The following is an 11,629-nucleotide window of genomic DNA, read 5'->3' as shown; positions in this document are numbered from 1 at the left end:
AGACCTTCAGATGTACACCTGCTGCAATCGGTCTCCTGGCTGATGTTCATCGCACTAGTGCCGTAGCCTTCCCAGTTTCCCAGTGACTACGGCGGGCTCAAGCGAACACGTACAGTGGCGAGGGCCGCTATAAAATTCCCGTAAGCATTGCAGCGTCCTCAGATTACCGGGCCCAAAAGACTAGCCCAAGCGTTTCGCTATATAAGGGGTAACCAAATATGCGACGACAAAAATAACGACCTTGTCTATCGGGTCCGACGCCCACCCATCAGCGGTAAAGGTGCCGACCATCGCCTGCCACAACACTTCCCCAACCTGGACACTGTCGTTGTGGACCAGCCGAATGGGGGTAGCTACCAAGCCAACGGCGAATCCCGCCAGCAGCGCAGAGACGATTACTGCCCAGATGCTGAAGAACCCGCCCATCTTCTTAAAGATTCCGGCCACGAAGGGAGCGACCGCGGATGCTGCAGCGTACGGCAACGCGAAGGGTGAAACGAAGCTCCACATCAGGGCGCCAAGTGCTGATGAGGCAACACCGGCTGTAGGGCCGATGAGGAGTGCTACGATCACGGCCCCGATTTGGTCTAGATACAGTGGCACTGTTTCAAGAGTTTCCATCAGCCAGCCGAACAGGAAATTCACCACTCCACCAGCAAGAATTACGGCAAATCCGCGGATGGTTACTTCTTTGACCACAGCGGTGCACAGCAACAAGAACGCAGCCAAAATCGGCAGCATCATCATTGTGTGGTCACTGACTCGAATCGTGACCATGTACAACCATTGGCCAACAAAGCACAATGCAGCAAGCAGCTGCAGTGCCCGAATAACCATGAGATCCCTATCTAGATTTGCGCGCTTGTTCCACAACTTCCGGCAGAACATTTATAAGATATTTCACTTCTTGCAAATTAGTAGTGTAACCCAAGGTGAAACGTAGCGCGCTTTGTGCCTCGGTCACCCCCATTGCAAGAAGAGTCTCAGAGGCTCGGTTGACGCCGTTGGAACATGCGGACCCGGTTGAGGCAGCAATGCCATGCATATCGAGCAGCATGATGAGGCTATCTCCCACTGCGCCTGGAAAACTGACGTGCAGATGGCCAGGCAACGCAGGCTCCTGGGTGTGCACAATTCCCCCCAACGAGACGGCGCATTCTCGCAGTTCATCCCGCAATTGTGCAAGACGTTGCGCCTCGGACTCCATTTCGGACACGGCTTCTTTCAGAGACACAGCCGTCGCAACGGCGCCCGCGACGTCGATGGTGCCCGATCGGATCCCGCGCTCCTGTCCACCGCCGAACAGAATTGGTGCGGGAGCAGGTGATCGCTTGGCCAACAAGATTCCGTTGCGAGGTCCGCCGAACTTGTGGGCAGATGCCGCCAGAGTGGTAACTCCGAGCTCAGAGAAATTCACCGGAATGTGGCCGACGGCCTGCACAGCGTCGACATGCACCGGCGCGTCCGTGGCAGCGACTATCTCAGAAAGCGGCTGGATCGCGCCGGTCTCATTGTTGGCCAACATGCAGGTCACGAGCGCAGCAGGCTCATCCAATTCCGGCCCGACCTGCACGTGTCCAGTGGCAGCAACCTCAAAGTACGCAACCGACGCACCGAGATTCTTTACGGTTTCTGCAACGGCTGGATGCTCAATGGGGCTGGCAACCACGCGGTCTAGGGGCGAAGCTCGAAAAAGTCCCTGCACTGCGATGTTATCGGCTTCCGTGCCGCTTGCTGTGAAGATTACTTCGATTGGTTCACAGCCCAGCAACTCAGCGATGGTCTCCCGAGCCTCGGACACCGCAGCTCGCGCTGCCCGGCCCAGTGCGTATTGGCCACCAGGGTTAAACGTCGATGCCGCCAACCACGCCTCACGCGCTGCGGGGCGCATTGGCGAGGTGGCGGCGTGATCGAAGTAGTTCATCGCAGCTTGGCGAGCAATTCCGGAACGATCTCTGCAGCATCACCGACGACGCCAAGGTCAGCAATCTTGAAAATCGGCGCATCCTCGTCGTTGTTGATCGCAATGATCTTCTTGGAGGTCTGCATGCCGGAGGTGTGCTGGATTGCGCCAGAAATACCGATCGCGATGTACAGGTCTGGGGAGACGGTCACGCCCGTCTGACCGACCTGGTACTGGCCTGGGTATGCGCCGTCATCCACTGCGTCACGGGTCGCACCGACTGCGCCGCCGAGGGCGTCGGCAAGCGGCTCGACGAGCTCAGCGAAGTTGCCATTCACGCCACGACCGCCAGAGACGACGACCTTGGCGGTGGTGAGCTCAGGGCGGGCACCGGCGACGGCTGGGGTGAATCCAAGCACCTGCGCGTCCATCACTCCGGCCCCAGGAAGCTCCATGGTGGTGACAGTGTTGGAACCGGCAGGCACTGGATCGACGGAGCCTGGGCGCAGGGTGTAAATCGGGCTGTTGCCACCCACAGCTGCGGTGCCGGAAATGGTGTCGCCGAAAATGGACAGCTCGGCGGTGCGGTCAGCGTTGATTCCCACGACGTTCGTGAGTACTCCAGAGGCGAGGCGAGCTGCGAGTCGACCTGCGATTTCGTTGCCTAGGGTGTCCGCGAGCAGCACGATCGGCTGCGGGTTCTGCGCAGCCAGCATAGACAGTGCGTCAACTGCAGGCATGACCACGCGCCCCTCGCCGGAGCAGCGAATGACCGGCGCTGGGTAGGTGGCGTCGTCGAAGGAAACGACCGTGACGTCGCCGAGTGCGGAGGCTGCGGCGATCAGTTCCAGGGTGTGGTCACCGGAAGCAAGAACATAAGTCATGGCTGTGAACTCCTAAATGAACTTCTCGTCGGTGAGGAACTGGTAAATGCGTTCAGCGCCATCGGTGTAGACCATCTCGCCACCGTTGCGGGCAGGACGCTCGGAAGCCGCAGTGACTGCGGTGGACGCGTGCGCGAGGCCAACGTTTTCTGGGGCAACACCGATCGCGGCCAGGTCGAGCATCGTGATTTCGGCCTTCTTAGCAGCCATGATGCCCTTGAAGTTCGGGAATCGAGGCTTATCAGTCTTCTCAGTGACCGAGATCAGCGCAGGCAGTGCAGCCTGCAGCTGGTAGGAGCCTTCTGGTGCTTCCTTTACACCGGAGACCACGCCACCAGCAACCGAGACGGAGGTCAGGTTGGTCATGGATGGGATCTGGCGGTATTCAGCGATGATGCCTGGCAGAGCGCCCATGGAACCATCGGAAGAAGCGTTACCAGCGATGATCAGCTGTACGTCGCCCACAGCGTTGATGGCGTTGGTCAGTGCCCACGCGGTGCCCAGCACGTCGGAACCTGCGAGGGCGTCGTCGGAAAGCAACACGGCGCGGTCGGCCCCCATGGCGAGGGCTTTACGCAGCGCTTCCTGCGCGCGCGACGGACCAGCGGACAGCGCGACAACCTCAAATTCCGGGTTAGCTTCCTTGATCCGCAGCGCCTGTTCGACTGCGTACTCGTTGATCTCATCGATCACTTCATCCACGCCGTCACGGTGCAGCGTGAAATCCGAATTTAGGGTCTTCACCGACCAAGTGTCTGGCACATTCTTGACCAGTACCACGATTGCGGGCATCATTCCTCCACTTCACTTTTGTTTGATCCTACCTGCCGCGCATTGCAGATGAATGCCACCCCCTGGGTACCGATTCGGGTCACAATAACAGCCATCTGCCTTTGGCCCCGCGGCCGGAGTTTCTTACGCAACACGTCAGGATCCACGTCCACACCGCGCACCAAAATCTCCAACGAGCCGGGATTATGTGGCGCGAGCGCTGCTTTGAGTTTCTTCAGTGGCACCTGCTCCAACACCTCGAAACCGCTATACCCGTGCGGAATCCGATCCCCGGTGACGTACGCGATCCGCTCGTCGAGCATCCACAGCCCCTCCCGCACCGCAAACTGCCGCACGAGCCCGGCGCGCACCACTGCTCCATCAGGATCAATGATGTAGCGCCCTGCAGGCCCCGCCAATTCGTCCGCCGTGGGCATCGAGTCGCTGAGCTTATCGACGGCTCCGCCTCGAATCACCACTGCCTCGCGCCGTTGCCCTTCTGCAAGTCCTGGGGTGTAGAGGCACGCCTCCTTCACGCCTCCGTCCACACTGACGACGGATACGAGCCCTTCCCATTCAGTGAAATCAAGACCCGGGGCGCATTTGACTGCAAGGTTTTGACTGTAGGAACCCAGCAGCGCCGAGAGTGGTGGCAGCAGTTGTTCTGGGTTGGTGATTCTTCGGCCTCCGGCCCTTCGCGCGGGGTCTGCGACGATTACGTCTGCAGTAGTGCACGGGGTGAGGGCGTCCGCCTGGAAGAAGGGGGCCTTGACGTTGGCTCGTGCCATCACGAGCCGCGGGAGCGACAGATCAGAACCCACATAGTCCAGCCCCTGGGCTAGACAGGAAGCGCCTTCCGTACCAATAGAACAGGTGACGTCATGAACTGTGACATCGCCGAGCACCCGCTTGATGCGCTGAAACCTGATGTCCGCGACCGCCAGCGGGGTGGCTTGTTGGGAACTATCGCTGTCCATGAACCAGTGCTCGGGAAGCTTGCCTTTGGATCGGGCGTCGAAAAGCTCGGCGACGGCGCGACCATACTCGCTGTGCTGTTCCTTGAGCAACGTGGCCCGCTTGATTGGGTCGGTTTCCGGGCAGGCGGAAATGTCGTGGGTGGTGAGGTATCGGGCCTCGTCAAGGTTGATCAAAATCGCTCCGGAATGTCTCCGTGTTGGAAGAATTCATCGAACCATGGATCTGTGGGGTCGCCGATGATGGGAGTCATGTCCACGTCAATGAGGGTGTCAAGTAGTTCGGCCACCGTGCGGAACTCTGCGAGTGCGGTGAGCTGGGACCATGTCGGAATGACCAGTCGGAGCAGTCCAGTGCGCCAGCCGGTCAGAATGAGCGAGGGCTGGAACCAGCCGGTGGACTTGGCCTCCCGCGTGTCTCCCGTCGGCATCTGCCCTACCGGTGCCTGCACTACGAAGGAAAAGGTATCGAATTGTGGGGTGTCCGGGCCTGGCCCGACCCAACGGGCGAAGGGGTATAGCAGGTCAGTTGCCACAGTAAGTTCGTTATCGCGAAGGAAGTCAGTGAATGCGAGTTCGTGGCTTTCTAGACGCTCACGCGCTGGCAGGTAGGGGGCCGAATCCGAGACGAGCTGTCCAGTGCGGTGCCGGGCCAGCAGAATTCCGGATTCTTCAAAGACTTCGCGGACGGCCGTCATGACCAGGCCGTGAGCCAGCTCTGGGTCGACGCCAAGTAGCTGCGCCCAGCGGGCGGCGTCCACGCCGTCGCCGTGCCCCAGATCGCGCTCGTCCAGACCACCTCCAGGGAACACGGTGGTGTTTGGGAACGTTGGCATCTCGGCCACGCGCTCCTGGACATAGACCTCAAGGCCTAGTGGAGAATCGCGGACGAGCAGCACTGTGGCGGCAAGTTTTGCCCCTCGGATTCCTTCCATGAGCGCAAGTTTAGCCTTTTCGGTGGCTGCCTTGGCTGCGAATCCGGCGCGCGAAGTAACGGCCGTCGATGCGATCGAGCTGAATCTGCTGGTGGAAGGTCTTGGTGAGGTTTTCGCTCGTGAGAACGTCATCGATCAGGCCTTGCGCGATGATTTCGCCTTCGTCGAGCAGCATCGCATGGGTGAAGCCGAACGGAATTTCCTCCACGTGGTGGGTAATCATGACGATCGCAGGGGCGTCAGCATCGAGAGCGAGCTCACCCAGGTAGCCCACCAAATCTTCACGGCCGCCGAGGTCGAGGCCGGCGCCGGGTTCGTCGAGAAGCAACATCTCCGGGTTGGTCATCAGGGCGCGGGCGATGAGGACGCGCTTGCGTTCACCTTCGGACAGCGTGCCCCACTTGCGTTTGACCAGGTGCAACGCGCCGACGCGCTCGAGGATGTCCATGGCTTGGTCAAAGTCCATCTGGTCGTATTCCTCACGCCAGCGACCGAGGATGGCGTAGGCAGCGGAGACGACCAGGTCCTCTACGGTTTCCTCTTTCGGGATGCGCATGCCGAGCGCTGCGGAAGAAACGCCGATCATCGTGCGCAGATCGCGCATGTCCGTCTTTCCGACGCGTTCCCCCATGATGTGGGCGGTACCCCCGGACGGGTATTCCTCGGCACCTGCCAGGCGCATGAGTGTGGTTTTGCCCGCGCCGTTCGGACCAATGATCACCCACCTTTCATCAAGTTCTACCTGCCAGGACACCGGTCCCAGCAGCGTGCGCCCTTCACGCACGAAGGTGACGTCCTCGAAGTCGATGATTAGGTCTGGGTTGTATTCGCTCACCCCACCATCATGGATCACAATGCGGTTGCCGTGTGCGATCGACACCACTCACCTACTCTGGATTAAGTAATGCACGCGCGCGAAAGGATGAATGATGACCGGACGACTCGGCATCGATGACGTACGCCCGAACCTGATCGGCGGAGCCTCGAAAGCGGTTGTCGGCGAGGTAGTGCCAGTGTTCGCGCTGGCATGGCGGGAAGGCCACGACGTAATCTCCGCAACTCTCAATGTGAAGGGCCCTGAGGAGTCGGCAGTCGCAGCGAAAACCCTGCGTACCATCATGTCCCGCGGTGAGGACCCGGACCAGGTGCATGGCATTTTCGTGCCGGACGTGCCGGGCAAGTGGTCCGTGCGTGTCGACGTCTGGTCCGACCCAATCGCTACGTGGAAGCATGCTGTCACTGCCAAGATCGAAGCGGGCCAGTCCCCTGAGGAGCTGGCCAATGACCTGGAAATCGGCGCTCAGCTGTTTGAACGTGCCGCATCCGGCGCGCCAAAGGTGCACCGCGATACCTTGATCGCAGTTTCAGAGTCTCTTCGTTCCACCGGTGATCTGCGTGCTCGCGTTGCACCGGCGTTCACTCGCGAAATTACTGGCATCCTGCAGACCCACCCGCTCCGCGATCTGCTCACCCGTGGCCAAACCAGCAACATCACTGTGGAACGCCGCAAGGCGCTGGTGAGCTCCTGGTATGAGTTCTTCCCACGCTCCACCGGTGGCTGGGATGCAGAAGGCAAGCCTGTTCACGGCACCTTCGCCACCGCGGCAGCTGAGCTGGACCGCGTGAAGGCCATGGGCTTTGACACCGTCTACTTCCCGCCGATCCACCCAATCGGTGAGATCAACCGCAAGGGCCGCAACAACACGCTGACCCCTTCGGCCACCGACGTCGGATCCCCATGGGCTATCGGTTCGAAGGACGGCGGCCACGATGCCGTCCACCCTGCGCTTGGCACCCTGGAGGATTTCGATGCCCTCATGGCTCGCGCTCGCGAACTAGACATTGAAATTGCACTCGACCTGGCCCTGCAGTGCGCCCCGGATCACCCATGGGCTTCAGCGCACCCAGAGTGGTTCACCGTTCTTCCCGACGGCACCATCGCCTACGCGGAGAACCCACCTAAGAAGTACCAGGACATCTACCCGCTGAACTTCGACAACGATCAGAACGGCATCTACAAAGAAATTCTGCGTGTTGTCCTGTTCTGGGTAAAGCGCGGCGTGACGACGTTCCGCGTAGACAACCCACACACCAAGCCTGCGAACTTCTGGGAATGGCTGATCGCCACCGTTCATGAGGATCACCCAGAGGTCATCTTCCTGGCAGAGGCCTTCACCCGCCGTCCACGCCTGTATGGCCTGGCCAAGATCGGTTTCTCCCAGTCCTACACCTACTTCACCTGGCAGACCTCCAAGAAGGAGCTGACGGAGTTCGGCAAGGAAATCGCCGAGATGGCGGATATTTCTCGCCCGAACCTCTTCGTTAACACCCCAGACATCCTGCATGCTTCCCTGCAGCACGGCGGACCTGCGATGTTCGCAATTCGCGCAGTCCTTGCTGCGACGATGTCGCCACTATGGGGCGTTTACTCCGGTTTCGAACTCTTCGAGCACGAGGCCGTCAAGCCTGGCTCCGAGGAATACTTAGACTCCGAGAAGTACGAGCTGCGCCCGCGCAACTACAACTCCTCCACCACGCTGGCACCGTTCATCACCCAGCTGAACAAGATTCGCCGGGAGCAGCCTGCACTGCAGCAGCTGCGTTCCATTCATTTCCATGACGTGGACAATGACCAGATCATCGCCTACTCCAAGGTCGATGCCCTCACCGGCAACTGCGTACTTGTAGTGGTCAACCTTGATTCTTACAACGCCCAGGCAGGCACAGTACGCCTCGATCTGTCCAAGCTGGGCATGACCGGCACTTTCCAGGTCCGTGACCAGGTCACCGGAAACGTGTACGAATGGGGAGCAGAGAACTACGTCGAGCTTCGTCCGTGGGACGACGTCGCGCACATCTTCGTTCTCCCAGAAATCCCTGAAGAGCGTCGCGAAGCACTCGCTTGGCGCGAAGTTACCGAATACAGGAGCTGATATGACTGACCTTTCTCGTCTGCTGAATTGCCAGCATCACGACCCGCACTCGCTGTACGGTCGTCACGATGGCAAGGTCCTGACCCGTCAGATCGGCGCCGTCAAGGTTGCTGCTCTCGTTGGTGGGGAGTCCTACGAGTTAAAGCCGATCGGCAACGACATGTTCGAGGGTGAAGTTCCAGAGGGCGCCTACGAGCTGCAGATCACCTGGCCAGGCATGACTGTGACCACGCGCGACGCGTACACCTTCCTGCCAACCCTCGGTGAGACCGACATTTACCTGATCAGTGAAGGTCGCCACGAGCGTCTGTGGGAAGCCCTTGGCTCTCACGTCCGCGAGATTGATGGTGTGAAGGGTACGTCCTTCGCAGTGTGGGCACCGAACGCCATTGGCGTCGCGGTTGTCGGTGATTTCAACGGTTGGAACGCCGCCCAGCACCCAATGCGCGTGCTCGGCTCCTCCGGCATTTGGGAGCTGTTCATCCCGGGCGTCGACGAGGGCACGGTGTACAAGTACGCCGTCCAGACCCCTGAAGGCCACCGCCGCGACAAGGCTGACCCGCTCGCTCGTCGCGCGGAGATTCCACCAGCTACCGGTTCCATCGTCACCTCCTCCAACTACAAGTGGAACGACGACGAGTGGCTCGCCTCCCGCACCGACGTGGCCGAAAAGCCAATGAGCGTCTACGAGGTGCACCTTGGTTCCTGGAAGCAGGGCCTGTCCTACGAAGACATGGCCACCGAGCTCGTCGACTACGTCGCAGAGCAGGGCTTCACCCACGTCGAGTTCATGCCGGTCTCCGAGCACCCGTTCGGCGGCTCCTGGGGCTACCAGGTTTCCGGTTACTACGCGCCAACCTCGCGCTGGGGTACGCCGGACCAGCTCAAGGGCCTTATCGACGCATTCCACGCCCGCGGAATCGGCGTGCTCGTCGACTGGGTTCCGGCCCACTTCCCTAAGGACGACTGGGCTCTCGCCCGCTTCGACGGCCGTGCGCTTTACGAGCACCCGGACTGGCGACGCGGCGAGCAGCGAGACTGGGGCACCTTCGTCTTCGACTTCGGCCGTGCGGAGGTTCGCAACTTCCTCGTGGCTAACGCACTGTACTGGCTGGAAGAGTTCCACTTTGACGGCCTCCGCGTCGATGCCGTGGCATCCATGCTCTACCTCGACTACTCCCGCAACGAGGGCGAGTGGGCACCGAACCAATACGGTGGCCGCGAGAACCTCGAAGCAGTGCAGTTCCTGCAGGAAATGAACGCTACCGTGCACAAGCTGCACCCAGGCGTGCTCACCATCGCCGAGGAATCCACCTCCTGGCCAGGCGTGACCTCCCCAACCTCTGAGGGCGGCCTGGGCTTCTCCCTGAAGTGGAACATGGGCTGGATGAACGACACCCTGGAGTTCTTCTCCAAGGACCCGATCTACCGTGGCTTCCACCACGGCGAGATCACCTTCTCCATGATCTACCAGTACAGCGAGAACTTCTGCCTGCCGATCTCCCACGACGAAGTTGTCCACGGCAAGGGCACCCTGTGGACTCGCATGCCTGGCGACGCCTGGAACAAGGCCGCCGGCGTTCGTACCCTCTTCGCCTACATGTGGGCACACCCAGGCAAGCAGCTGCTGTTCCAGGGCCAGGAATTCGCACAGACTCAGGAATGGACCGAAGCGCACTCCCTCGACTGGCACAACCTTGAGGGCTGGGAGTCCGAGTACCACCGCGGTATCCACCGCCTGGTCCGCGACCTCAACCTGGTCTACCAGCAGTCCCCTGCCCTGTACACCCAGGACAACAAGCCAGAAGGCTTCGGTTGGAACAAGTCCGACGACGCAGCGAACAACATCCTCTCATTCCTGCGCTACGGCTCCAGTGGCGAAACCTACCTGTGCGTATTCAACCTGGGTGGCAACTCCCAGCCGCACTACACCCTGGGTGTGCCACACGGTGGCACCTGGACCCGCATCATCAACACCGATGACGCCGTCTACGAGGGCGCCGGCAACGATTTGCCATTCTCCGTCTGGGCTCACGACGGCCAGTGGGATGGCTACCCACACTGCGTGACACTGCACATCCCTGCAATGTCCGCGCAGTGGTACCGCTGGGACGGCTAGAACAGCTTCATAGCCATCTTGGTCCGCGCGGCCTTCACGCGCGGATCACCAGCCTCGAACACGGAGAACAGCTCGAGCAGTCGCTTCTTGGCCGTCTCATCCGGGAGTAGCCCGATGAGGCGGTCAAATGCTTCCTCGACCTGCCCGATCGCAATCTGAGCGTCCGCGGCGGCAAGCTGCTTGTCTACGTTGCTTGGGTCTGCGTCGGCAGCTGAAATTGGGTCGCCTTCGGCGGTTGCCAAGCGAATGACGAGCTTTGCGTTGTCCAGTGCCTTGCGCGCATCCTTGTTCGCCGGTTCCTTCGCCAGGATCGCTTCGTAGGCCTTGATGGCCTCGTCAAAAGATCCCGCATCCAGCAGCGCGGCAGCTTCAATCAGGCGTGGGTCTTCCTCCTGCTCCCCCAGCCCTGGGAGCTTGGCGGCTTGCACCACGGCGACAGTCCATTGCTGCAATGCCTCTAGTGGTTGGCCACCTTCGAAATTCGCGAGGGGACGGCCGTCGGCAAGCGCGATGACGGTGGGCAGGCCCGTGATGCCGAAAGCCTGCGCAATTTGCGGGGTGGTATCAGCGTCGACGTAGGCGAACAGCCAGTTGCGGCCAGCCTGCGAGGCGAGCGTGGAGAGATTGTGACGCAGCTCTTCGGAGTCCTGGCTGCGCGCGGTGCCGATCAGCACGATGACCGGTGCCTTCATCGACAGGCCGAGCGTGCCCTCGAAATTCTTTTGGGTCAGCGTGATGGTGGTCGGTACGTCCTCGTTCGCCGCTGCGCGCGCCTCCGCACGTGCCTTTACCTCTGCCAAATCCACAAAATTAGCCATTGAGCCGCTCCTCCACTGCCTGTACCTTCCTCGTTAGCTGCCCCTCGTGACCAGGGCGAATGTCTGCCTTGAGCACCAGCGACGCGCGCGGGCTGACGGCGAGCACGGCGTCGGTGGCACGCTTCACGACGTCCATCACCTCATCCCACTCCCCTTCGATCAGCGTGAACATCGCATTCGTCTCATTCGGCAGGCCCGATTCTCGGACGACCCGGACGGCCTCCGCCACCGCATCTGCCATGTCGGCGTTTTCATTCGTCACCGCGGGGGCAACGGAGAAGGCAATAATCAT

The 11,629-nt window shown here is 60.6% G+C and carries 11 protein-coding genes and 1 riboswitch; of the genes, 2 read left to right on the top strand and 9 right to left on the bottom strand.

What is annotated here, in order from left to right; translation table 11 throughout:
* Positions 1-8: 8 nt before the first annotated feature.
* Positions 9-167, bottom strand: a riboswitch (cobalamin riboswitch).
* Between the two features lie 13 nt (positions 168-180).
* The 7 genes from WG939_RS10510 to WG939_RS10480 are packed head-to-tail and all read right to left on the bottom strand — an operon-like array spanning position 181 to position 6,347.
* Positions 181-837, bottom strand: a complete 657-nt coding sequence (locus tag WG939_RS10510; RefSeq protein ID WP_339985515.1) for a hypothetical protein — start codon at positions 835-837, stop codon at positions 181-183.
* Between the two features lie 7 nt (positions 838-844).
* Positions 845-1,924, bottom strand: a complete 1,080-nt coding sequence (locus WG939_RS10505) for a cysteine desulfurase family protein (RefSeq protein WP_339985513.1) — start codon at positions 1,922-1,924, stop codon at positions 845-847.
* Positions 1,921-2,787 (bottom strand): electron transfer flavoprotein subunit alpha/FixB family protein, encoded by an 867-nt coding sequence (locus WG939_RS10500; protein ID WP_339985511.1) that lies wholly within the window; start codon positions 2,785-2,787, stop codon positions 1,921-1,923. Before WG939_RS10500 ends, WG939_RS10505 begins: the two co-directional genes overlap by 4 nt.
* A gap of 12 nt (positions 2,788-2,799) precedes the next feature.
* Entirely contained in the window at positions 2,800-3,579 is a 780-nt protein-coding gene (locus WG939_RS10495; protein ID WP_339985778.1) for an electron transfer flavoprotein subunit beta/FixA family protein, read from the bottom strand.
* The gene (locus WG939_RS10490) at positions 3,579-4,712 is read right to left on the bottom strand and encodes a THUMP-like domain-containing protein (RefSeq protein WP_445227906.1); all 1,134 of its coding nucleotides are present in this window, start codon (positions 4,710-4,712) and stop codon (positions 3,579-3,581) included. The genes WG939_RS10495 and WG939_RS10490 overlap by 1 nt, the downstream gene beginning before the upstream one ends.
* Positions 4,706-5,467 carry an NUDIX hydrolase gene (locus WG939_RS10485; RefSeq protein WP_339985509.1) on the bottom strand — a complete coding sequence of 254 codons (762 nt, stop codon included), beginning with the start codon at positions 5,465-5,467 and terminating at the stop codon, positions 4,706-4,708. Before WG939_RS10485 ends, WG939_RS10490 begins: the two co-directional genes overlap by 7 nt.
* A gap of 10 nt (positions 5,468-5,477) precedes the next feature.
* Positions 5,478-6,347, bottom strand: a complete 870-nt coding sequence (locus tag WG939_RS10480) for an ABC transporter ATP-binding protein (RefSeq protein WP_339985507.1) — start codon at positions 6,345-6,347, stop codon at positions 5,478-5,480.
* Positions 6,348-6,396: 49 nt separating this feature from the next.
* On the opposite strand from WG939_RS10480, the gene WG939_RS10475 reads away from it, so the two are divergent.
* Both WG939_RS10475 and glgB read left to right on the top strand, forming a co-directional pair.
* Positions 6,397-8,400 carry an alpha-1,4-glucan--maltose-1-phosphate maltosyltransferase gene (locus tag WG939_RS10475; protein WP_339985775.1) on the top strand — a complete coding sequence of 668 codons (2,004 nt, stop codon included), beginning with the start codon at positions 6,397-6,399 and terminating at the stop codon, positions 8,398-8,400.
* Between the two features lies 1 nt (position 8,401).
* The gene (glgB, locus tag WG939_RS10470; protein WP_339985505.1) at positions 8,402-10,519 is read left to right on the top strand and encodes a 1,4-alpha-glucan branching protein GlgB; all 2,118 of its coding nucleotides are present in this window, start codon (positions 8,402-8,404) and stop codon (positions 10,517-10,519) included.
* Here the strand turns inward: glgB and WG939_RS10465 are convergent.
* Both WG939_RS10465 and WG939_RS10460 read right to left on the bottom strand, forming a co-directional pair.
* The gene (locus WG939_RS10465) at positions 10,516-11,337 is read right to left on the bottom strand and encodes a tetratricopeptide repeat protein (protein WP_339985503.1); all 822 of its coding nucleotides are present in this window, start codon (positions 11,335-11,337) and stop codon (positions 10,516-10,518) included. The two genes, glgB and WG939_RS10465, sit on opposite strands and share 4 nt — an antisense overlap.
* Positions 11,330-11,629, bottom strand: coding sequence for an MTH1187 family thiamine-binding protein (locus tag WG939_RS10460; protein ID WP_339985501.1), 300 nt, complete (start codon positions 11,627-11,629; stop codon positions 11,330-11,332). Before WG939_RS10460 ends, WG939_RS10465 begins: the two co-directional genes overlap by 8 nt.

The organism is Corynebacterium sp. H130 (genome assembly GCF_037572395.1).
Taxonomy (GTDB): Bacteria; Actinomycetota; Actinomycetes; order Mycobacteriales; family Mycobacteriaceae; genus Corynebacterium.
Note: the sequence above shows the minus strand (reverse complement) of the source record. Positions and strands in the feature narration are given on the sequence as shown.